This window comes from Acidovorax sp. ACV01 (assembly GCF_014851495.1).
Lineage (GTDB): Bacteria > Pseudomonadota > Gammaproteobacteria > Burkholderiales > Burkholderiaceae_C > Acidovorax > Acidovorax radicis.
Genome location: NZ_JACUZT010000004.1, coordinates 204,317 through 225,602, shown reverse-complemented (window position 1 = coordinate 225,602; position 21,286 = coordinate 204,317). Strand labels below are relative to the sequence as shown.

Here is a 21,286-nt window from a genome sequence, read left to right as displayed (position 1 = left end):
CATTAACGGAGACGGAGAAGTCATGATGAAACTGTGGTCTGTGGTGTTGGTCGCTATGCTGGCGTTTGCGCACGCCGATGCCGACGCCCGGCGACTGGGTGGTGGAAAATCGACGGGTCAGCAGTCGAACAACGTAACGCAACGCGAGTCGGCAACGCCGCCCGCGACGCCAGGTGCTCCGGCCCAGAGCGCTACCAATGCGGCTGCCAAGCCCGCCGCTGCGGGTGCAGCAGCTCCTGCGGCCGCAGCCGCCAAGAAGCCTTGGGGTGCGATGCTGGGTGGCCTGGCCGCCGGTCTGGGCCTGGCGTGGCTGGCCCACTCCCTGGGGCTGGGCGCAGGGTTCGGCAATATTCTGATGATCGCGCTGCTGGCGCTGGCCGCGTTTGCCATCTTCAAGATGGTGATGCGTGCACGCAGTGGTGGTGGCGGCAATGGCGGTGCTGCAGGCGGTGCTCCGTTCGCTTTCCAGGGGGCGGGTGCTGCAACGCCTGCCGCCGCGCAGGTGCCTCCACAGTACAGCCCGAACAACGTGGGCAACGACGCCTCGGCGCGCCCCTGGGAGCGCAGCAGCATGGCGTTCGACGCCTCGCGAACTGCGCAGGGCGGGGTGGGCACGGGTGTGGTCATTGGCTCGGGCCTGTCGGGTTCCCAGAACTGGGGCATTCCGGAAGGCTTTGATACCGAGGGCTTCCTGTCTGCTGCTAAGCGCAATTTCGTCACTTTGCAAGCCGCCTGGGACCGTTCGGACATCAACACGCTGCGGTCCATGATGACCGACAGCATGTTGGGCGAGATCCGCACCCAGCTGACAGAGCGCGAAGACCACCGTGGGGTGCAGCCCAACCACACCGATGTGGTCATGATCGAAGCCCAGTTGCTGGGCATTGAAGACCTGGGTGATGGCTACATGGCCAGCGTCGAGTTCTCCGGCATGATCCGCGAAGAGCCTTCGGCGGGCCCGAGCCCCTTCCGTGAGGTCTGGAACATGACCAAACCCAAGGCTGGCAGCAGCGGCTGGCTGGTGGCGGGTGTGCAGGCCCTGCAGTAATAAAGGAAATGCCCCGCAGTGGGGCTATCCCAGTTCAGGGAATAATCGGGGACTATGGCAACACCACAGTCCCCTTTTTCGTTTCTGGACGGCCTCTTTGAGCGCGTGGCCGCCGGCCCCCAACCCCCCCAATGGCTCGTGCACGAGATGCAGCAGCGGATCGTGCTGTTCCTCAACCACGTGCTGATGCAGGAAAAAGAAGCTATGGACCGTCTGGTGCGCCAGAAGGGGCGCATCGCCCGCGTACAGTGGCGTGCCTATTCGATGGCTCTGGCCATCACACCGGCCGGGCTGTTCAATCTCGCGCCGGAGGCCGCCGTGGCCGATCTGCGGCTGGAAGTGACCGAGACCTCTCCCTTTGCACTGGCCCAGACCGCGCTGCGGGGTGACAAGCCCTCCATCCGCATCGAAGGCGATGTGCAGTTGGCCGCCGAGATCAACTGGCTGGTCGACCATGTGCGTTGGGATGTCGAGGAAGACCTCGCACGTGTGATGGGCGACGCCCCTGCCCATACCGTGGCGCAGGTTGCGCGCCGCGCCGCGCAGGCGCTGCGCCAGTTTGTGGGCGCACGCGTGGCACCATCGTCGTCTGCCTTGGTGCCCGTGCCCCCCGAGCCTGCCACGCCAGCTGCGCCGAACGGCGGATCCGAGCGGGCGGGGGCATGAAGCAGTTCCTCCGGGGGGGCGCCATCCTTTGGGTGGTGTTCCGGTACGGCCTGGATGCCATGGTGCTGGACAGCTTCCAGAAACCCTGGCTGCGCTCGGCATCACGGGTCCTGTCGTTCGGGCGCAACCTGGATGCACCACGCGGCCAGCGGCTGCGCCTGGCGCTGGAGCGCCTGGGGCCCATCTTCGTCAAGTTCGGCCAGGTGCTTTCGACGCGCCGCGACCTCCTTCCACCGGACGTGGCCGACGAGCTGGCCCGGCTGCAGGACCGCGTGCCTCCGTTCGACCCGGAAATTGCGATGGCCACCATCGAGCGGGCATTCCGCCGTCCGGTGGATGAAGTCTTCACTTCCTTTGAACGCGTGCCAGTGGCCAGCGCGTCGATTGCACAGGTGCATTTCGCCACGCTGCGCGACCGCAATGGCATCGAGTGCGAGGTGGCGGTCAAGGTGCTGCGCCCGGGCATGCTGCCCGTGATCGAGAAAGACCTGGGCCTCATGCGCATGATGGCCGGGTGGGTGGAGAACCTGTCAGCCGATGGCAAGCGCCTCAAGCCCCGCGAAGTGGTCGCCGAGTTTGACAACTACCTGCACGACGAGCTGGACCTGGTGCGCGAGGCCGCCAACGCGGCCCAACTGCGCCGCAACATGCAGGGGCTGGACCTGGTGCTGATCCCGGAGATCCTGTGGGACTTCTGCCACCCGGAGGTCATGGTGATGCAGCGCATGAACGGTGTGCCCATCAGCCAGATGGACCGCTTGCGCGACGCGGGCGTGGACATCCCCAAGCTGGCGCGCGACGGTGTCACCATCTTCTTCACCCAGGTGTTCCGCGACGGCTTCTTTCATGCCGACATGCACCCCGGCAACATCCAGGTGAGCCTGGACCCCGCCACCTTCGGGCGCTATATCTCGCTGGACTTCGGCATCGTGGGCACGCTCACAGAGTCTGACAAAGAGTATCTGGCACAGAACTTCGTGGCGTTCTTCCGGCGCGACTACAAGCGCGTGGCCGAGCTGCACATCGAAAGCGGCTGGGTGCCGCCCGAAACGCGGGTGAACGACCTCGAGTCGGCCATCCGCGCCGTGTGCGAACCGTACTTCGACCGGCCGTTGAAGGAAATTTCGCTCGGCATGGTGCTGATGCGCCTGTTCCAGACCTCGCGGCGCTTCCATGTGGAGATCCAGCCGCAGCTGGTACTGCTGCAAAAGACACTGCTCAACATCGAAGGCCTGGGCCGCGAGCTGGACCCTGAGCTCGACCTGTGGAGCACGGCCAAGCCGTTTCTGGAGAAGTGGATGCTGGAGCAGATGGGGCCGCAGCGCCTGTGGCGTGAGCTGCGGGCGGAGGCACCCCACTATGCCAAGCTGATCCCGGAGCTGCCACGCCTGCTGTATGACGCGCTGCGGCAGCGCCCGGCCGACCACCAGCACGCTCTGCGCGAACTGCTGGATGCGCAAAAACGCACCAATCGCCTGTTGCAAGGCATCATTTTTGCTGGGGTCGGGTTTGTGCTGGGATTGCTGGTCATGCAACTGCTGGTCAGAATCCGGCTGTTTTAGAAGTCTGCCGACCCTGCGTTCTTGAGCAGGAACGCCAAACTGACAGATTTCATTTCTTCACACCAGATAAATTGAGACAAAGAGAGAGGAGCGCGCCGTGCTGTTGACCCTGGTTATCGTTTACCTCCTGATCACGATTGGTATCGGTCTGCTGGCAGCCCGGCGCGTGAAGAACGCGGCGGACTTCGCCATCGCCGGGCGGCATCTGCCGCTGTACATGATCATCACCACCACGTTTGCCACGTGGTTCGGTTCGGAAACGGTGCTGGGCATTCCGGCCAAGTTCATCGAGGGCGGCCTTGGCAATGTCGTGGAAGATCCGTTCGGCGCCGGCTTCTGCCTGATCCTGGTGGGCCTGTTCTTTGCGGGCAAGCTTTACCGCATGACGCTGCTGACCATCAGCGATTACTACCGGGAGCGCTACGGCCGCACGGTGGAGGTCGTCTGCTCGCTCATCATCATGCTCAGCTATCTGGGCTGGGTCTCGGCCCAGGTCACTGCGCTGGGCCTGGTGTTCAACCTGCTTTCGGGCGGCTCCATCAGTATTCCCATGGGCATGACCATCGGTGTGGTGTCCATCCTGGCGTACACGTTGTTTGGCGGCATGTGGTCGGTGGCGGTGACGGACTTCATCCAGATGATCATTCTGGTGGTGGGGCTGGCTGTGATTGCCGTGTTCGCGGGCAACATGGCCGGCGGCGCTGGCAAGGTCATCGAATTCGCATCCAGCCGCGAGTTGTTCCGCTTCCTGCCAGAGCCCAAGTTCCATGACGTGGTTTTCTTCATTGCAGCGGGCGTGACCATGATGTTTGGCTCCATCCCGCAGCAGGACGTGTTCCAGCGTGTCATGTCGGCCAACAACATCCAGGCGGCCACGCGCGGCCCGGTGATTGGCGGCATCTGCTACATCCTGTTCGCCTTCGTGCCCATGTTCCTGGTGGCCAGTGCGCTCATCATCATGCCCACCGAGACAGCCGCGCTGCTCAAGGACGATCCGCAAAAGGTGCTGCCCACGCTGGTGCTGGAGAAGATGCCCTTCGTGATGCAGGTGCTGTTTTTTGGTGCACTGCTGTCGGCGCTCAAGTCCACGGCCTCGGCCACGCTGCTGGCGCCCAGCGTGACCTTCACGGAGAACATCTGGCGGCAGTTTCGCCCGCACAGCTCTGACAAGCAGCATCTGCGGACCATGCGCATCACCACCCTGGTGTTCAGCGCCTGCGTGTTGGCGTATGCCATCTACATGCAGGGCACGTCGATCTACGAACTGGTGTCGGGCGCCTACCAGGTGCCGCTGGTGGGTGCCTTTGTGCCCCTGGTTTTTGGTCTCTACTGGAAACGTGCCACCACCCAAGGGGCCATATTTGCCATCGTGCTGGGGCTGGTGACCTGGTTGCTGTTCCTGGCAACGCCCGCCGGTGTTGTCTTCCCCGCGCAACTGGCAGGCCTGCTCGCGGCGCTGGCGGGCATGCTGATCGGCTCGTTGGGCCCGCAGGCCATCCGCAACAGCCACGCATCCCATCACAAGCTGGTCGGGACGGAGTAACGCTGTGGAGATGGGCGTGCCGCCTATAATTGAGGGTTTTGCACTTTCCCTCAACACTCTGACATGCCTATCTACGCCTACAAATGCGGCTCCTGCGGCCATGCCAAGGATGTGCTGCAAAAAATCTCCGACGCGCCCCTGACGGTGTGCCCCGCCTGCGGTGCGGAGGCATTTTCCAAGCAAGTCACTGCGGCGGGCTTCCAGCTCAAGGGCTCGGGCTGGTACGTGACCGATTTTCGCGGTGGCAGCAGCGGCAATTCTGCCCCCGCGACCGACAGCAAGGCAGAGCCGAAAGCCGACGCTGCGGCACCTGCCAGTTCTGGTGATGCTCCTAAAAAAGAAGCGCCTAGCGCCGGTGCATCAAGCGCTGGCGGCAGTTCTGCCTCTTCAACCCCCTCCGCGAGCTGAGTCACCCTCATGGCTGCCCTGCGCAAATGGCTGTTGACAGGTCTTCTGGTGATCGTGCCGGGAGTCATCACGGCATGGGTGCTCAACTGGATTGTGAGCACACTGGACCAGACCCTGCAGATCCTGCCGGGCGCATGGCATCCCGACAAACTGCTGGGCGTTCACGTGCCCGGCTTTGGTGTGGTGCTCACCCTGCTGATCCTGCTGGTGGTGGGCGCCATCGCCAGCAACTTCGCCGGCCGCAAGCTGGTGCAGTGGGGCGATGCGGTGGTGCACCGCATCCCGGTGGTGCGCTCCATCTATTCCAGCGTCAAGCAGGTCTCCGACACGCTGTTCTCCGAAAGCGGCAACGCCTTTCGCAAGGCGGTGCTGGTGCAGTGGCCGCGAGAAGGCGTCTGGACAGTGGCCTTTGTGACTGGCGCGCCCAACGGCGAAGTGGCCGCCTACCTGCGTGACGAGTTCGTGAGTGTGTATGTGCCCACCACGCCCAACCCCACAGGCGGCTATTTTGTGATGCTGCGCAAGAGCGACTGCGTCGAGCTCGACATGAGCGTGGACTCGGCCCTTAAATACATCGTTTCGATGGGCGTGGTCGCTCCGGCTGACCCCACGCTTGTTTCCCCCAGTAAGTTGTGAATCCCCTTTAACGCGCCACTGCGGCGCCGGAAGTCTTTCCCATGGCCATGCGTTCCCACTATTGCGGTCTTGTGACCGAAGCCCTGATGGGCCAAACCGTCACCCTGTCGGGCTGGGTGAACCGCCGCCGCGACCATGGCGGCGTGATCTTCATCGACCTGCGCGACCGCGAAGGCTATGTGCAGGTGGTGTGCGACCCTGACCGCGCCGAGATGTTCAAGACCGCCGAAGGCGTGCGCAACGAGTTCTGCGTGCAGGTGGTGGGCCTGGTGCGCCCCCGCCCCGACGGCACCACCAACGACAAGCTCAAGAGCGGCCAGATTGAAGTGCTGTGCCACGAGCTGAACGTGCTCAACCCATCGGTCACGCCTCCGTTCCAGATGGACGACGAAAACCTGTCGGAAACCACGCGCCTCACGCACCGCGTGATGGACCTGCGCCGCCCGCACATGCAGCGCAACATGATGCTGCGCTACAAGACCTCGATCCAGGTGCGCAACTTCCTGGACAAGGAAGGCTTCATCGACATCGAGACGCCCATGCTGGGCAAGAGCACGCCCGAAGGCGCGCGCGACTACCTTGTGCCCAGCCGCGTGCACGACGGCCAGTTCTTCGCGCTGCCCCAGTCGCCCCAGCTGTACAAGCAGATGCTGATGGTGGCCGGCTACGACCGCTACTACCAGATCACCAAGTGCTTCCGCGACGAAGACCTGCGCGCTGACCGCCAGCCCGAGTTCACGCAGATCGACTGCGAGACCTCGTTCCTGGGCGAGGAAGAAATCCGCGCGATCTTCCAGCGCATGATCGCTGAGGTGTTCCAGCAGCAGTTGGGTGTCGACCTGGGCGAATTCCCCATCATGACGTACCAGGAAGCGGCTTTCCGCTTCGGCTCCGACAAGCCTGACCTGCGCGTGAAGCTCGAATTCACCGAGCTGACCGAAGTGATGAAGGACGTGGACTTCAAGGTCTTCTCCGCCCCCGCCACCACCAAGGGTGGCCGTGTGGTGGCCCTGCGCGTGCCCGGTGGCTCGCAGATCTCGCGCGGCGAGATCGATGCGTACACCGAGTTCGTGAAGATCTACGGCGCCAAGGGTCTGGCCTGGATCAAGGTCAACGAAGTGGCCAATGGCCGCGAGGGCCTGCAGTCGCCCATCGTGAAGAATCTGCACGACGCGGCCATCGCCGAGATCCTGAAGCGCACCGGCGCGCAAGACGGTGACCTGCTGTTCTTCGGTGCCGACAAGGAAAAGGTCGTCAACGATTCCATCGGCGCGCTGCGCCTGAAGGTCGGCCACAGCGAATTCGGCAAGAAAAACGGCCTGTTCGAAAGCCGCTGGGCGCCGCTGTGGGTGGTGGACTTCCCGATGTTCGAGCATGACGAAGAAAACGATCGCTGGGCCGCCGTGCACCACCCCTTCACGTCGCCAAAGGATGGCCACGAGGACCTGATGGACACAGACCCTGGCAAATGCATCGCCAAGGCCTACGACATGGTGCTCAACGGCTGGGAGCTGGGTGGCGGTTCGGTGCGTATCCACCGCGCCGATGTGCAAAAGAAGGTGTTCGATGCACTCAAGATCACGCCCGAAGACGCACAGGCCAAGTTCGGCTACCTGCTCGATGCCCTGCAGTACGGTGCGCCTCCACACGGTGGCCTGGCCTTCGGCCTGGACCGCCTGATCACGCTGATGACCGGCGCAGAGTCGATCCGTGACGTGATCGCGTTCCCCAAGACCCAGCGCGCCCAGGATCTGCTCACGCAGGCGCCTTCGCCCGTGGACGAAAAGCAGCTGCGCGAACTGCACATCCGCCTGCGCAACATCGACGCTGTCAAGGCAGCTTGATCCGGGGCTTTCCCCGAACCCAGCAGATGCACTCCTGCGGCATCGCACTACAAAGCGGCAAGGGCCTGGCGGCCCGCGCCGCTTTTTTCTTGGCGAGCTCTGGACTCCAGGGTGCAAGCGCTGAAAGGAAACTCTCCATGCTTTCAATGAAAACCCCTGTCTTTCTGATGGGTGTGGTGCTGGCCCTTATGGGTTGCGGCGAGAAAAGAACCGAACTGGGTCAGGGCGGCTCCGTGGTGACAGGCTCGGCGGGACCGGCAGGCGCACACAACGCAGCGCGCGAACTGCTGCGCTGCGAGGCCCCGGTGGCCACGCTGGCGCTGGCCGAGAATCCCAATGGCTACACCATGGGCTCGGGCTACCAGTTGCCGGCGTCGCCGGTGCCCCTGGTCAAGCTGCTGGCCCAGCAAAGTGGGTGTTTTCGGGTGGTGGACCGTTCGGCCGGGCTGCGCGGAACCATTCAGGAACAAGACCTGAAGGAATCTGGCGTGCTGCGCAAGAACTCCACCGTGTCCAAGGGCAAGGGCTATGAGGCGCAGTACACGCTGACACCCAGCCTCACTTTCAGTGAGCAAGATGCCGGGCGCGGCCTGGCCGGGGTGATCGCCATGATCCCGGTACTGCGAGACGTTGCCGGTCTGGCGGGGCTGGTGGAGCAGGTCAAGTTCAAGGAAGCGCAGACGGCCTTGCTGCTGTCCGACAACGAAACGACTGAGCAGGTTGCGGCAGCCACTGGGGCGGCGCGCACCACCGACCTGGGCGTGGGTGGGCTTGTGTTCGGCAAGCTGGGGGGCGCCGCGGGGGCCGGGTGGAGCAATACCAACGAAGGCAAGGTCATCGCCGCAGCATTCCTGGATGCGCACAACCAGCTGGTGGCGCAGGTCAGGGCACTGCAGGCCAAGGAGTTGCCACCGCCGGTTCCTGCCACCACCACGGCTGCTCCGCGTTCCAAGGGCGGGTAGCGGCGCCATGACGGCAGCCCAGCAGCGGCCCTACAAGCTTCCGGAGTCGGTGCTGGTGGTCATCCACACTCCGGCCCTGGAGGTGCTGCTGATCCGCCGCACAGGCGGGGACGGGCATTGGCAGTCCGTCACCGGCAGCAAGGATCGACTGGATGAAGCTTTTGAGGAAACCGCGTGCCGCGAAGTGGCTGAGGAAACCGGCATTGACGCGCAGGCTACCGGCTGCGTGCTGGCCGACTGGGCGCTGGAGAATGTCTACGACATCTGGCCGCAATGGCTGCACCGTTATGCACCGGGGGTTGTGCGCAACCGCGAGCGGGTTTTTGGCTTGTGTGTGCCTGCAGGCACGCCCGTGGTGCTGAGTCCGCGCGAACACGATGATTTCGAATGGCTGCCTTGGCAGCGTGCGGCCGAGCGCTGTTTCTCGGCCTCCAATGCCGAGGCCTGCCTGCTTCTTCCACGGTTCACTACGCAACAGGCGAAGTAGCGTGAACCGAGCGCCACCTGGAGCCTTCGCTCATTTGCTTTTGGCGAGGGTCTGGATCAGGTGGTCTGAAAAGCCCTCTGCCGCTGGCGAGGTGGCGCGCCGCGCGGGGCTGTAAAGGCACACGTAGCGCATCACCTCCGGTGACAAGATGCGGCGGCGCACCAGTCCCAGTGGCTTGGCCAGTGCGCCCACATAGTCGGGCGCCAGCGTCGCAGCCACATCGGCGGCAGCCAGGCCCATGGCGGTGGAGATGTTGTCCACGATCTCCACCGGCGTCACCCGCTGCCCGCTGGGCAGGCCGGTGTGCATCTGCGCCACGCTGCGTTCGTGGTCCCGGCCGGCGGCCACCAGCGGGTAGGCGTGCAGCTGGTCCCAGGTCACGCTGCGCTTGTGGGCCAGGGGATGGGTGGGTGCGCACCACAGCACCCAGGGGCTCTCGAACAGCTGGATGCGCGTGACATCGTCACCACAAGCGCGATCCGGGCCCAGGGCCAAATCGGCGTCGCCGCTGGCGACCGCATCGACGAGTTTTTCCACGGGTACGTCGCGGATATGGATGCGCACCTTGGGTCGTTTTTGCACATAGGCCTTGATGGCCATGGGCAGGATCACGCTGGCCACGACCAGCGGTGCGGCAATCCGCACGATGCCTGCTGCGCGGTTGCGCACATCGCTGGCGGCCGTCTGCGCCATGCGCAGGTGCTTGAGCACGGACTCAGCCGAAGCGAGAAACTCCCGTCCGGCGCTGGTGATGTCCACCCGGCGTGTGCTGCGCTCGAACAGCTTGAAGCCGAGCGCGTCTTCCAGCTCACTCACGAGCTGGCTTACCGCCGAGGGGGTGAGCGCCACACGGTCTGCGGTGGCCGCGAAGCTGCGCAGTTCGGCCACGGTGACAAAGGCTTCGAGTTGGCGTGGCGTGAAGTGGGGCAGAGACATGGCTGGCGCGGTGGGGTCGCTGGGGTGGTTCCATTCATTAGACCATCTTCACAATCCGGAAGAAAGCATTGATTGTGGTCAAGGAAAGCGCTGCAGATACTTCGCGACGGAACGGGCAAGGCTGCCTCGCCCTGTTGTCTGATTGGAGAATCCCCTTGAGCACCGACACCCTGAACGTCGCCGGCATTGCCGTATCGCCCCACCACTACATCGACGGCCAGCGCGTGGCGTCCGACATGCGCTTCGACCTGCACTCGCCCATCGACCAGGCGCTGCTGGGCCGCATCAGCGAGGGCTCGCCGACCCATGTGGACGCAGCCGTCACTGCGGCGACGCGTGCCTTCCCGGCATGGAGTGCGCTCACGGCGGCCGAGCGCAAGCCCTACCTCGACCGCTTCGCGGCCGAGATCGGCCAGCGTGCCGATGCCTTCTGCACGCTCGAATCCAACGACGCGGGTGTGCTGCTCTCGCGCATGAAGCACGGCGTGGTGCCGCGCGCCATGCTCAACATCACCTGGTTCGCCGAGCATGCGCTCACGCTGCAGGACCGCCCCATCGAAACCGAGCAGGCCACCCACATCGTGCGCCACGACCCGGCCGGCGTGGTGGCCATCATCACGCCCTGGAATGCGCCGCTGATGCTGGCCACCTGGAAGCTCGGCCCGGCCCTGGCCGCGGGCAACTGTGTCATCGTCAAGCCGCCGGAATGGGCGCCGCTCACCAGCAGCCTGCTGGCCGATTGCGCGCATGCCGCCGGCCTGCCGCCCGGTGTGTTCAACATCGTGCAGGGCGCGGGCGCCAGCACCGGTGCGCGTCTGGTCAGCGACCCGCGCCTGGCGCGCATCTCGTTCACCGGCTCGGTGCCCACGGCCAAGTGGATCGCGCAGTCGGCCGGCGCCAACCTCGTGCCCTGCAGCCTGGAGCTGGGCGGCAAGTCGGCCTTCATCGTGCTGGAAGACGCCGACATCGACAACGCTGCCGCCACCGGCGCGTTGATGTACCGCAACGCCGGCCAGGTGTGCCTGGCGGGCACGCGCTTCCTGGTGCACCGCAAGGTGCACGACGCCTTCGTGGCGGCCCTGCGCGGCTACGTGGAAAAGCTCACCGTGGGCGATCCGCGCGAGGATGCCACCGAGGTAGGGCCCATCATCCACCCGCGCCAGGTCGAGCGCGTGCACGGTTTTGTGCAGCGCGCCGTGGCCGATGGCGCCACGCTGCTCTGGGGCGGGGCGCACCACCCCTTCGGCGCGCAGTATTACCAGCCCACGCTGCTCACCGATGTGCGCCAGGACAGCGAGATCGTGCAGAACGAGGTCTTCGGCCCGGTGCTCACGCTGCAAACCTTCGACAGCGACGAGGAGGCCATTGCCCTGGCCAACGGCACCGACTACGGCCTGGGTGGCGTCTGCTACGGCCAAGCGGAACACGCCAGCGCCGTGGCGCAGCAGGTGCGCACCGGCTTCATCTGGGTCAACAGCTTCGGCATCCGCGACCTGGCCGCGCCCTTCGGCGGCATCAAGCGCAGCGGCGTGGGCCGCGAGGGCGGGGACTGGAGTTTTGAGTTCTTCTGCGACGTCAAGGATGTCGTCGTCCCGAAGAAGCCCTTCCGCGCCAGCTTCAGCCACCGCTAAACCCTATCCACCGGAGACCTACACCATGGGAAGCATCGTTGGCGCTGCCATCGTCTCGCACCACCCCGGCCTGATGCAGTGCGAAGAGTTTCGCGTGTTGCAGGGCGCGGGGGCCGACTCGGACCTGATCCCCGGCTACGCGCGCCTGCGCGAGCGCATCGCCGAGGCCCGGCCCGATGTGGCCATCATCTTCGACTCGCACTGGTTCACCACCGGCTACCACCTGGTGGACGGTGCCGCGCGCTACCAGGGCACCTACATCTCGGACGAGATGCCCTGGTACCTGCACGGCGTTCCTTACGACTACCGCGGCCATCCAGACCTGGCGCTCGAGATCGAGGCCGTGTCGCGCGAGCACAAGGGCTACAACCGTGTCATCAACCACCCTGACCTGGGCAAGCAGTACGCCACCATCAACCTGGTCAAGCACCTGCGCCTGGAGCGCAGCGACACGCCGGTGGTCACCGTCAGCTCGTGCCAGAACTGCGACTGGCGCCACTTCCTGAAATCGGGTGAAGCGATTGCCGAGACCGTGCGCCGCAGCGGCCTGCGCGTGCTGCTGCTGGCATCGGGCGCGCTGAGCCACAAGTTCAACCCCATCGACTGGAAGCCGAACCACCCGCGTATCTTCCACGAGAGCAATGTCTCGCGCCCCGAGAACATCGTGAGCGACAAGGGCGCCATCGCGCTCATGGAGCAGGGCCGGCACGACATGGTGCTCGATCGCTGGCAGGACGAGTACCGCAAGATGCCCTGGGAGGCCTTTGGCGCGCACTACCTGCAGATGCTGGGCTCCATGGGCGGGGCCGACTGCCGCGCGCGCGGCGTGGCCCTGTCGGCCTACGAGAACGCACGCGGCACGGGCAACGTGCACATGTGGTTCGATGGCGAAACGCAAGCGGCGGAGGTGGCAGCATGAACTTCGAATTCCCGGTCACCGAATTGCCCGCCGTGATGCGCGGCCCGCGCGTGGAGCGCCGCCGTGTGCTGGTGGGCGGCAGCGCCTGTTGGGGCACCATCGTGGAAGAGGGCGCGCAGCAAGGGCAGCTGCGCCTGGACGATGGCCGCGCGCTCGACCCGGCCAGCGTGCAGCACCTGCCGCCGGTCGCGCCCAGCAAGGTCATCGCCGTGCACATCTCGTACAGCTCGCGCAGTTTCGAGACGCGCAACCAGCCCAAGCCGACCGAAACGCCGACCTATTTCACCAAGCCGCCGACCTCGGTCAACGGCCATGGCTGCGAGATCCACAAGCCCGCCGACAGCCTGTACCTGAACTACGAGGGCGAGTACGCCGTGGTCATCGGCAAGACCTGCCGCAACGTGCTGCCCGACGAGGCCTGGGACTACATCGAAGGCTTTTGCCCCGCGCTCGACATGGGCCTGCAGAACTACCGCGACACCGACCAGGGCAGCATGCTGCGCGTGAAGGGGGCGGACACCTTGCTGCCCATCGGCCCGGGCATCGTGCGCGGCGTGAACCTGTTCGAACAGACGCTGCGCACCTACCGCAACGGCCTGGTGGTGCAGGAGGCGCACATCGGCGACGAGACCATCTGGGGCCCGCACTACGTGGTGGCCGACATCGCGCGCCACATCACCCTGGTGCCGGGCGACGTGATCCTGATGGGCACGCCCTGCCACTCGCGCTCGGTGGATCCGGGCGACCTGGTGGAGTGCGAGATCACCGGCCTGGGCCGCCTGGCCGGCACGGTGGTCGCCATCGACGCACCGCGCGCCTCGGCCCTGGGCGTGGGCCACCAGCCCACCGACAGTCCCGAGGTGCGGCGCGTGGCCTTCGGCTTTGACGAGCGGGTGCCCGAGCACCTCAAGGCCAACTACCGGCAGGCTGCGAAGAAGTAACCCACAACCACACACAGGAGACAAACCATGACCCTTTCCCCATCCCTGTCGCGCCGCGACGCTTTGCAATGGGCCCTTGCCAGTGCGGCGGGCGGCATGCCCTTCCTGGCCCATGCCCAGGCACTCGACACCGTGAAGATCCTGGCCGGCTTTGCTGCCGGCGGCACGGTGGACACCCTGGCGCGCCGCGTGGCCACCCAGATCACGGGCGGCTATGCCAAGTCGGCCGTGGTGGAGAACAAGACCGGCGCGGGCGGGCAGATCGCCATCACCACGCTCAAGGCTGCCCCGGCGGACGGCGCCACGCTGCTGGCCACGCCCATGTCCATGCTGGGTATCTACCCCCACACCTACAAGAAGCTGCCCTACGACCCCGTGGCCGACGTGACCCCCGTCTCGCTGGGCGTGGTGTTCGACATGGGGTTTGCGGTGGGCCCGCAGGTGCCGGCCTCGGTGAAGACGGTGCCCGAGTTCCTGGAGTGGTGCAAGGCCAACCCCACGGGCGCCAACTTCGGCTCGCCCGCACCGGGCTCAGTGCCGCACTTCGTGGGCGAACTCATCAGCCGCGCGGGGAAGGTGGACATGCGCCACGTGGGCTTTCGCGGCTCGCAGCCCGCCATCCTGGACCTGCTGGGCGGGCAGATCGCAGCCGTCTCGGCGCCGGTGGGCGAATTTCTGCCGCACCTCCAGGGCGGCAAGCTGCGCGTGCTGGCCACCTCGGGCGCCACGCGCAACAAGTTCATGCCGGGTGTCAGCACGCTGATCGAGCAGGGCTACAAGGACATGGCCTACAACGAATGGTTCGGCTTCTTCCTGCCCGGCAAGGCACCAGCAGATGTGGTGCAAAAGGCCAATGCCGCCATCCGCACCGCGCTGGCCGACAAGGACGTGATCGCCGGGCTGGCGGCCATGGGGCTGGAGGCGCGCTCGTCGAGCCCGGCAGAACTGGCGGCGCTGCTCAAGGCCGATGGCGACAAGTGGGGTCCCATCGTGAAGGCCATCGGCTTCACCGCTGAATCCTGAGGCCCGCACGATGCTCGACGACGCATTGATCCAGCAACTGGCCCGTGAACTGCACCAGGCCGAGAAGACCCGCGTGCAGGTGGAGCATTTCTCCAGGCGCCACCCCGGCATGACGGTGCAGGACGGCTATGCAATCTCGCGCGCCTGGGTGGCGATGAAGATCGCCGAAGGGCGCACGGTGCGCGGCCACAAGATCGGCCTGACCTCTCGCGCCATGCAGGTCGCCAGCCAGATCACCGAGCCCGACTTCGGCACGCTGCTGGACGACATGTTCTTCGCCGAGGGCGGCGACATCCCGATGCAGCGCTTCATCCTGCCACGGGTGGAGGTGGAGCTGGCCTTCGTGCTCCACAAGCCGCTGCGCGGCGAGCCGGGGCGTCCGCCGGTGAACATCTTCGACGTGCTGGCCGCCACCGAGTACGTGGTGCCGGCCATCGAGATCATCGACGCGCGCATCGAGCAGCACGACCGCCACACGGGCGTGATGCGCAAGGTGTTCGACACCATCTCGGACAACGCGGCCAACGCCGGCATCGTCACCGGCGGGCGCCCCGTGCGGCCCGATGCGGTGGACCTGCGCTGGTGCGGTGCGCTGCTCTACAAGAACGGGGTGATCGAGGAGTCGGGCCTGGCGGCCGCCGTGCTCAACCACCCGGCCACCGGCGTGGCCTGGCTGGCCAACAAGCTCGCACCGTATGGCGAGGGGCTGGCAGCCGGCGAGGTGGTGCTGGGCGGCTCGTTCACGCGGCCCGTGGCGGCGGCTGCGGGCGACACCTTCCATGCGGACTATGGGCCGCTGGGCAATATCGCCTTCCGCTTCGTTTGAGAGGACTGCCTTGCATACACCCGTGAACACCTTCAAGCAGGCCCTGGCCGCGCGCACGCCGCAGATCGGCCTGTGGTTCGGTCTGGCCAGCGCTTATGCGGCCGAGCTGGTCGCGGGCGCGGGCTTCGACTGGCTGCTGCTGGACGGCGAGCATGCGCCCAACGATGTGCCGCGCATGCTGGAGCAGTTGCAGGGCATTGCCAGCGCGCGCGCCATGCTGGGCTCCGGCCCGCACCCGGTGGCCCGGGTGCCGGTGGGTGACACGGCGCTGATCAAGCAGTACCTGGACATCGGCGCGCAGACCCTGTTGGTGCCCATGGTGGATAAGCCCGAGCAGGCCGCGCAGCTGGTGCGCGCCATGCGCTACCCGCAGGACGACGGGCAGGGGGGTATCCGCGGCATGGGCGCGGGCCTGGCGCGCGCCTCGCAGTGGATGCGCTACCCCGGCTACCTGAAGGAGGCCAATGCCCAGGTGTGCCTGCTGGTGCAGGCCGAAAGCACCCTGGCGATCGAGAATCTGGACGCCATTGCACACACGCCGGGCGTGGATGGTGTGTTCTTCGGCCCCGCTGACCTCTCGGCCAGCATGGGCCATGTGGGCAACCCGGGCCATCCGGCGGTGCAGGCGGCCATCGAGGACGGCATCCGCCGCGTGCTGGCCGCAGGCAAGGCGCCCGGCATCCTGATGGCCGATGAAAAGCTCGCACGTCGTTACCTGGAGCTGGGCGCCGTCTTCGTGGCCGTAGGGGTGGACACGAGCGTGCTGGTGGCCGCCACGCGTGACCTGGCGGCGCGCTATGGCAGGCCGGTGTGCCTGGGTCCGTCCGTTGCCGCGCCATCGCCGCCAGCCGTGTACTGAAAGCGGCAGTGGGCAAGCGATGAAGGCGGAGTGCCTATCCCAATGGCCGCAGCCTGAGCCTGTCCAGCGGATCGTCAGACTCCGAGCTGTCAGTCTCACTGGGGTCGTCATCGCTCAACGCCCTGGTGGCGGGGCCCGTCTCGGCCGCGTTGCGTGAACGGATGACCACGCCGCCGGGCCTCCGTTCGCTGTCTTGCCCCAGGATGGCGCGCACCGGGGTGCTGCCCACGCGGGCGCGCAAGGCGTCGATGGCTTCCTGCAGCGGTTCCGGCGACGCCATGCGCGCCCGGTGGCGCAGCAGTACCTGCTGGGACATGTCTACCAATTTGGAATTGAGTGTTTTCTCGGCCTGGGCCAGCAGATGATGGACTGCGCCTGCCGGGTCTCCGTGCAGGCTTTGCGCCATCGCGGCCTCGGCGGTTTTGTTGATGTGGAGCAGGCATTCGCGCACCAGGTCGCCGTAGGGCGTGTGCAGGTTGCAGGCATTGGCCAGCAGTTCGGTCAGGCCGCGCGTGTTGGCATAGCGCATGCCGAGCGCACGCACCCAACCCTCGCTGTCCGACAGATCGATCGACGTGACGGCCAGCACCGCCAGCAGACTGCCCAGGTTGCACGCGGCCTCGAAATCAAAGCTGCTGGACGTGATCTCGCGTGCCATGCTGCGCACCGACTCCACCGCCTGCGAGAACTGCCGCTGCTGGATGAGCTGCAGCGTGCGTGCCACCTCGGCAAAGCGCTGCACGCGGGCGCTACCCTGGTGCCGCTCCAGAATGCGGCCAAAGTCGGCCATGCAGCGCTCGATGCCCTTGCGATCGCTCTCGGCAAAGTACGAGAACGTGAGCAGCACCAGCGACTGGAAGTCAAACAGCTTGGAGTCGATGCCCAGGATGGCGGCCCGTGCCAGCACCTTGGTGGCGGTTTCGCGGTCGCCCATGTAGTACGACATCATTCCCAGCTTCTGCAGGCGCACCACCGAATCCGGCGTCAGGCCGCTGGCCGTCCGGTAGGTTTCGATGGCCTGCGAGAAATTGCCCAGCTCCACCTGCGCCCGGCCCAGCACGTCGTAGGCATCGGCAAACGAGGCATCTTCGCCAATCAGCTCCTGCAAGGTTGTCACGGCGCGTGCCGCCTGGCCCGATTCGATCTGCGCGCGCGCCACACCCAGTTTCGCCCAGGGCAGGGCGCGGGCGGCGATCACGGCCTCGAACAGCGTGCGGGCCTCGTCGTGGCGGCCCAGGCGCAGCAGCAACTCGGAGCCAATGCGCGCGGCGTACAGCCAATAGGGTTGGCGCGACTCGAAGCGGGCCACGCACAGGCGGGCAGCACGCTCGAAATCTTCGGCCTCGATAGCGTCAAAAATTGGGCGCAGATGGATCTTGCGCAGGCGTGCCAGGCTCAGGCGCTCGAACAGCGCGCTGGGCGTGAACGGCTTGAGCAGGTAACCATCGAGTGCGGATTCGGCGGCTTCGGCCACGGCGGCATACGAAGCCTCGGACGTGACCATGAAAAACACGGTGGAAAACGGCAGGAGCTGTGCGCGCCGCAGGTCGTCCAGCAAGGTCTGGCCTGAGTAGCCGCCTTCGCCAAAGTATTGTTCGCACAACACATAGTCGAACACGGTGTGCTCCAGCCGGTTGCGTGCGTCCTGCACACGGCTGCATTGCACGATGCGGGTCACGCCGTACTCGCGCAGCTGGCCCACGAGGATGCTGCGTGAGGTGGCGTTGCTGTCGACAATGAGCGCCAGCACCGCAGGGGCGGCAGATGGAACGGTCTCGGTAGCCATTCAGGGTGTATACCGGTCCCGCTGGAGCGGGGGAGTGGATGTAACCCAGTGTAAGGCGCTGGTGCCCCTGGCAGCGTCGTACAAACCCGCAGCCAGTGCGGCTTGCGACACAATCAGACCATGCAACACGACGACATTCTGCGGGTGGCCACCTACAACATCCACAAAGGCGTACAAGGCATCGGCCCGGCGCGCAGGCTGGAGATCCACAACCTGGGGCTGGCGGTAGAGCAACTCGACGCCGACATCGTCTGCCTGCAGGAAGTGCGCAAGCTCCATCGGCGGGAGCAGGCGTATTTTCAGCGCTGGCCCGAGCTGCCCCAGGCCGAGTTCCTGGCCCCCGAGGGCTATGAGGCCGTGTACCGCACCAACGCCATCACCAAACACGGTGAGCACGGCAATGCGCTGCTGTCGCGTTGGCCCGTGATCGGCCACCAGCACGAGGACATCTCGGACCACCGCTTCGAGCAGCGCGGGCTGCTGCATGTGGAGGTGGACGCCCATGGCCGCCGCATCCATGTGATCGTGGTGCACCTGGGGCTGATCCCGGGCAGCCGCATCCGCCAGATCGAGCGCCTGCAGCGCTTCATCGAACGCGAGGTGCCGCCCGGCGCGCCCCTGGTGGTGGCCGGCGACTTCAACGACTGGGGCTTGCAGATCAAGCGCATGCTGGCCGGTTTTGCGCTGCATGAGTTTGATGCGCCCCGTGCCTTCACGTACCCCGCGCGGCTGCCGCTGGCCCAGTTGGACCATGTGTATGTGCGTGGCCTCACACCCTTGTCGCTGCACGTGCCGCGCGGCCGCATCTGGTGGCGCATGTCGGACCATTTGCCGCTGATTGCGGAGTTCAGGCTTTGAACGCCCCCCTGAGTCGCTTCGCGCCTTCCCCCGCGGGGGGGCGCCACCCGTGGCCTGGCAAATCCAGTTCCACGGTGGCACTGGCCTTGGGCGCGCCCGTTTCCACATTCGCTGGCGGTGCGCTGCACGGTGGATGGGCGCGATGAGCAAGAAGTCGCTGTTCCGGGCTCACAGGGCTGAGTTTTCGGACGACCACCGGGTGCGACTGCTGCAAGGGGCCGAGGAGCTGTTTCCCGCCCTGATCGAGGCCATGGATGCGGCGCTGTCGGACATCCAGTTTGAAACCTACATTTTTGATTTCACCGGTGCCGGCGCGGCGGTGGCCGAGGCGCTGATGCGGGCCGCCGAGCGCGGCGTGCGCACCCAGTTGGTGGTGGATGGGGTGGGCACTGGCACCTTGCCGCACAGCTGGGCAGAACGCTTGCAGGCCTCGGGCGTGCAGTACCGCGTGTATTCCCCCTTGGGGCCGTTGGGCCTGCTGTTGCCCCACCGGTGGCGCCGGCTGCACCGCAAGCTGTGCGTGGTGGATGGATGCATGCTGTTCTGCGGCGGCATCAATGTGCTGGACGACTTTCACGACCCCAACTACGGCACGCTGGATGCGCCGCGCTTTGACTTTGCCGTGCAGGCCACCGGCAGCCTGGTCGCGCCAGCCAGCGAAACCATGGACCAGCTGTGGTGGCGCATGCAGGCGGTGCGCGACGCGCGCCAGCGCCGCCTGCCCGAAGCCCTGCAGGCCCTGCGCGCCGCCAGCGCGGCCCGGCATGCCGTGCGGACTGCGGAGGCAGGCCCGCCCATGCGGGCCGCGCTGGTGCTGCGCGACAACGTGCGCAACCGCAGCCGCATCGAGAAAGCCTACCGCCGGGCCATCGGCGTGGCACGGCACGAAGTCATCATCGCCAACGCCTACTTCATGCCCGGCGGCAAGCTGCGCCGCGCTTTGGTGATGGCCGCGCGCCGGGGCGTGCGCGTGCGCTTGCTGCTACAGGGGCGCTACGAGTACTTCATGCAGTACCACGCGGCGCGGCCGGTGTATGGCGCGCTGCTGGAGGCCGGAGTGGAGATCCACGAATACGCGCCCAGCTTCCTGCACGCCAAGGTGGCGGTCATCGACGCGCTGGGCGAAAACCCCTGGGCCACCGTGGGCTCGTCCAACCTGGATCCCCTGAGCCTGCTGCTGGCGCGCGAGGCCAACGTGGTGGTGGAAGACGCCGCCTTTGCCACCGACCTGCGCCAGCGCCTGGTGCACGCCATGCAACACGCTGGCCGGCGCATGGACCCGGCGCGTTACGCGAACCGCCCCCTGCGCCAGCGCGTCCTGGATCGCATCGCCTTCGGCCTCATGCGGCTGGCGCTGTGGGTCACTGGAAACCGGTATTGAAGACCCCTCTGACCCGCAGCCCGCAGGGGACGCCACCGGGCGAAGCCGGTTCCACGGCGGCACTTGCTGAGGGTGCGCCGCTTGCCTGCGCCCCGGGGGCTGATTCGCGCCAGGGACGACGGAATCCTGCAGGATTGTTTGCTATTATTTTGGTAGCTATTTGCGCTTGTCCAACAAGCGCTAGGGGCCTAAAACCCTTGGAATCCATGCCCTGGCATTCGCTGTTACGATTCTGGCCATGTCCAGCCAACCCGCCGCCGATATGACGCCCACCCCGCCGGATGATGAAGGCACGCCCGTCTCCGTGAAGATTCGCGAGCGCCTTGCCGCTGCCCGCAAGCGCTTTCATGCCAACGACAACATTGCAGAGTTCATCGAGCCCGGTGAGCTGGAGAAGCTGCTCGATGAGGTCGAGGTCAAGATGCAGGGTGTGCTCGACAGCATGGTGATCAACACCGAGGGCGACCACAACACCAACAACACCGCGCGCCGCGTGGCCAAGATGTACCTCAACGAGGTGTTCAAGGGCCGCTACGTGGCGCAGCCGGCCATCACGGAATTCCCCAACGCCGAGCACCTCAACGAGCTGATGATCGTCGGCCCCATCACCGTGCGCAGTGCCTGCAGCCACCATTTCTGCCCGGTCATCGGCAAGATCTGGATCGGCGTGATGCCCAACGAACACACCAACGTGATTGGACTGTCCAAGTACGCGCGCCTGGTCGACTGGGTCATGGGCCGCCCCCAGATCCAGGAAGAAGCCGTGGTGCAGCTGGCCGACCTGATCATGGAAAAGACCCAGCCCGACGGCTTGGCCATCGTGATGGAGGCGAGCCACTTCTGCATGTCCTGGCGCGGTGTGCGCGAGATGGACAGCAAGATGATCAACTCGGTGATGCGCGGCGTGTTCCTCAAGGACAGCGCCCTGCGTCGCGAATTTTTGTCACTCATCCCGGGAAGGAACTAACCC

General features: G+C 65.9%; 20 protein-coding genes. 18 read left to right on the top strand and 2 right to left on the bottom strand.

What is annotated here, in order from left to right; genetic code table 11:
- Positions 1–22 precede the first annotated feature (22 nt).
- The 9 genes from IB243_RS13615 to nudB all read left to right on the top strand — a co-directional run bounded on the left by IB243_RS13615 (position 23) and on the right by nudB (position 9,156).
- Positions 23–1,048 (top strand): Tim44 domain-containing protein, encoded by a 1,026-nt coding sequence (locus tag IB243_RS13615; RefSeq protein ID WP_192427703.1) that lies wholly within the window; start codon positions 23–25, stop codon positions 1,046–1,048.
- A 54-nt stretch (positions 1,049–1,102) separates the two neighbouring features.
- Entirely contained in the window at positions 1,103–1,714 is a 612-nt protein-coding gene (locus tag IB243_RS13610; RefSeq protein ID WP_192427701.1) for a hypothetical protein, read from the top strand.
- On the top strand, positions 1,711–3,276 hold the full coding sequence (ubiB, locus tag IB243_RS13605) for a ubiquinone biosynthesis regulatory protein kinase UbiB (RefSeq protein ID WP_192427699.1): 1,566 nt from the start codon (positions 1,711–1,713) through the stop codon (positions 3,274–3,276). Before IB243_RS13610 ends, ubiB begins: the two co-directional genes overlap by 4 nt.
- 97 nt (positions 3,277–3,373) lie before the next feature.
- Positions 3,374–4,819: a sodium:solute symporter family protein gene (locus IB243_RS13600; protein WP_010461947.1), complete on the top strand. Its 1,446-nt coding sequence runs from the start codon at positions 3,374–3,376 to the stop codon at positions 4,817–4,819.
- A 63-nt stretch (positions 4,820–4,882) separates the two neighbouring features.
- A complete protein-coding gene (locus IB243_RS13595) occupies positions 4,883–5,227 on the top strand; it encodes an FmdB family zinc ribbon protein (protein ID WP_010461946.1) in 345 nt (114 codons plus the stop codon).
- A 9-nt stretch (positions 5,228–5,236) separates the two neighbouring features.
- Complete coding sequence (locus IB243_RS13590; RefSeq protein ID WP_192427698.1) at positions 5,237–5,863, top strand: DUF502 domain-containing protein; 627 nt, start codon at positions 5,237–5,239, stop codon at positions 5,861–5,863.
- A 41-nt stretch (positions 5,864–5,904) separates the two neighbouring features.
- Complete coding sequence (gene aspS / locus IB243_RS13585; RefSeq protein WP_192427695.1) at positions 5,905–7,707, top strand: aspartate--tRNA ligase; 1,803 nt, start codon at positions 5,905–5,907, stop codon at positions 7,705–7,707.
- A gap of 146 nt (positions 7,708–7,853) precedes the next feature.
- Entirely contained in the window at positions 7,854–8,669 is an 816-nt protein-coding gene (locus IB243_RS13580) for a CsgG/HfaB family protein (protein ID WP_192428042.1), read from the top strand.
- Positions 8,670–8,676: 7 nt separating this feature from the next.
- Complete coding sequence (gene nudB / locus IB243_RS13575; protein WP_192427693.1) at positions 8,677–9,156, top strand: dihydroneopterin triphosphate diphosphatase; 480 nt, start codon at positions 8,677–8,679, stop codon at positions 9,154–9,156.
- Positions 9,157–9,186: 30 nt separating this feature from the next.
- Here the strand turns inward: nudB and IB243_RS13570 are convergent, their stop codons facing one another.
- Positions 9,187–10,092, bottom strand: coding sequence for a LysR family transcriptional regulator (locus tag IB243_RS13570; protein ID WP_192427691.1), 906 nt, complete (start codon positions 10,090–10,092; stop codon positions 9,187–9,189).
- 155 nt (positions 10,093–10,247) lie between these two features.
- Between IB243_RS13570 and IB243_RS13565 the strand changes: the two genes are divergently transcribed.
- The 6 genes from IB243_RS13565 to IB243_RS13540 are packed head-to-tail and all read left to right on the top strand — an operon-like array spanning position 10,248 to position 16,291.
- Positions 10,248–11,723, top strand: coding sequence for an aldehyde dehydrogenase (locus IB243_RS13565; RefSeq protein WP_192427689.1), 1,476 nt, complete (start codon positions 10,248–10,250; stop codon positions 11,721–11,723).
- 25 nt (positions 11,724–11,748) lie between these two features.
- A complete protein-coding gene (locus tag IB243_RS13560; protein ID WP_192427687.1) occupies positions 11,749–12,642 on the top strand; it encodes an extradiol ring-cleavage dioxygenase in 894 nt (297 codons plus the stop codon).
- Positions 12,639–13,583, top strand: coding sequence for a fumarylacetoacetate hydrolase family protein (locus tag IB243_RS13555; protein ID WP_192427685.1), 945 nt, complete (start codon positions 12,639–12,641; stop codon positions 13,581–13,583). Before IB243_RS13560 ends, IB243_RS13555 begins: the two co-directional genes overlap by 4 nt.
- A gap of 27 nt (positions 13,584–13,610) precedes the next feature.
- Positions 13,611–14,606, top strand: coding sequence for a Bug family tripartite tricarboxylate transporter substrate binding protein (locus IB243_RS13550; protein ID WP_192427683.1), 996 nt, complete (start codon positions 13,611–13,613; stop codon positions 14,604–14,606).
- 10 nt (positions 14,607–14,616) lie between these two features.
- Positions 14,617–15,432, top strand: coding sequence for a 2-oxo-hept-4-ene-1,7-dioate hydratase (gene hpaH, locus IB243_RS13545; RefSeq protein ID WP_192427681.1), 816 nt, complete (start codon positions 14,617–14,619; stop codon positions 15,430–15,432).
- A gap of 10 nt (positions 15,433–15,442) precedes the next feature.
- On the top strand, positions 15,443–16,291 hold the full coding sequence (locus IB243_RS13540) for an aldolase/citrate lyase family protein (RefSeq protein WP_192427680.1): 849 nt from the start codon (positions 15,443–15,445) through the stop codon (positions 16,289–16,291).
- 34 nt (positions 16,292–16,325) lie between these two features.
- Here IB243_RS13540 and IB243_RS13535 read toward each other — a convergent pair whose 3' ends face one another.
- Positions 16,326–18,077 (bottom strand): tetratricopeptide repeat-containing response regulator, encoded by a 1,752-nt coding sequence (locus IB243_RS13535; RefSeq protein ID WP_192427678.1) that lies wholly within the window; start codon positions 18,075–18,077, stop codon positions 16,326–16,328.
- Positions 18,078–18,197: 120 nt separating this feature from the next.
- On the opposite strand from IB243_RS13535, the gene IB243_RS13530 reads away from it, so the two are divergent.
- The 3 genes from IB243_RS13530 to folE all read left to right on the top strand — a co-directional run bounded on the left by IB243_RS13530 (position 18,198) and on the right by folE (position 21,283).
- Positions 18,198–18,935 (top strand): endonuclease/exonuclease/phosphatase family protein, encoded by a 738-nt coding sequence (locus IB243_RS13530; RefSeq protein WP_010461924.1) that lies wholly within the window; start codon positions 18,198–18,200, stop codon positions 18,933–18,935.
- Positions 18,936–19,077: 142 nt separating this feature from the next.
- The gene (gene clsB, locus IB243_RS13525; RefSeq protein WP_192427676.1) at positions 19,078–20,316 is read left to right on the top strand and encodes a cardiolipin synthase ClsB; all 1,239 of its coding nucleotides are present in this window, start codon (positions 19,078–19,080) and stop codon (positions 20,314–20,316) included.
- 238 nt (positions 20,317–20,554) lie between these two features.
- Positions 20,555–21,283 (top strand): GTP cyclohydrolase I, encoded by a 729-nt coding sequence (gene folE / locus IB243_RS13520; RefSeq protein WP_057228809.1) that lies wholly within the window; start codon positions 20,555–20,557, stop codon positions 21,281–21,283.
- Positions 21,284–21,286 lie beyond the last annotated feature (3 nt).

Bases quoted from the DNA above. Each gene is read 5' to 3' on its own strand.
- IB243_RS13610 (WP_192427701.1), top strand. From the start codon at position 1,103: ATGGCAACACCACAGTCCCCTTTTTCGTTTCTGGACGGCCTCTTTGAG.
- IB243_RS13615 (WP_192427703.1), top strand. From the start codon at position 23: ATGATGAAACTGTGGTCTGTGGTGTTGGTCGCTATGCTGGCGTTTGCG.
- IB243_RS13570 (WP_192427691.1), bottom strand. From the start codon at position 10,092: ATGTCTCTGCCCCACTTCACGCCACGCCAACTCGAAGCCTTTGTCACC.
- folE (WP_057228809.1), top strand. From the start codon at position 20,555: ATGTCCAGCCAACCCGCCGCCGATATGACGCCCACCCCGCCGGATGAT.
- IB243_RS13555 (WP_192427685.1), top strand. From the start codon at position 12,639: ATGAACTTCGAATTCCCGGTCACCGAATTGCCCGCCGTGATGCGCGGC.
- IB243_RS13595 (WP_010461946.1), top strand. From the start codon at position 4,883: ATGCCTATCTACGCCTACAAATGCGGCTCCTGCGGCCATGCCAAGGAT.
- IB243_RS13530 (WP_010461924.1), top strand. From the start codon at position 18,198: ATGCAACACGACGACATTCTGCGGGTGGCCACCTACAACATCCACAAA.
- aspS (WP_192427695.1), top strand. From the start codon at position 5,905: ATGGCCATGCGTTCCCACTATTGCGGTCTTGTGACCGAAGCCCTGATG.
- IB243_RS13535 (WP_192427678.1), bottom strand. From the start codon at position 18,077: ATGGCTACCGAGACCGTTCCATCTGCCGCCCCTGCGGTGCTGGCGCTC.
- hpaH (WP_192427681.1), top strand. From the start codon at position 14,617: ATGCTCGACGACGCATTGATCCAGCAACTGGCCCGTGAACTGCACCAG.
- IB243_RS13590 (WP_192427698.1), top strand. From the start codon at position 5,237: ATGGCTGCCCTGCGCAAATGGCTGTTGACAGGTCTTCTGGTGATCGTG.
- ubiB (WP_192427699.1), top strand. From the start codon at position 1,711: ATGAAGCAGTTCCTCCGGGGGGGCGCCATCCTTTGGGTGGTGTTCCGG.
- IB243_RS13550 (WP_192427683.1), top strand. From the start codon at position 13,611: ATGACCCTTTCCCCATCCCTGTCGCGCCGCGACGCTTTGCAATGGGCC.
- nudB (WP_192427693.1), top strand. From the start codon at position 8,677: ATGACGGCAGCCCAGCAGCGGCCCTACAAGCTTCCGGAGTCGGTGCTG.
- IB243_RS13560 (WP_192427687.1), top strand. From the start codon at position 11,749: ATGGGAAGCATCGTTGGCGCTGCCATCGTCTCGCACCACCCCGGCCTG.
- clsB (WP_192427676.1), top strand. From the start codon at position 19,078: ATGAGCAAGAAGTCGCTGTTCCGGGCTCACAGGGCTGAGTTTTCGGAC.
- IB243_RS13580 (WP_192428042.1), top strand. From the start codon at position 7,854: ATGAAAACCCCTGTCTTTCTGATGGGTGTGGTGCTGGCCCTTATGGGT.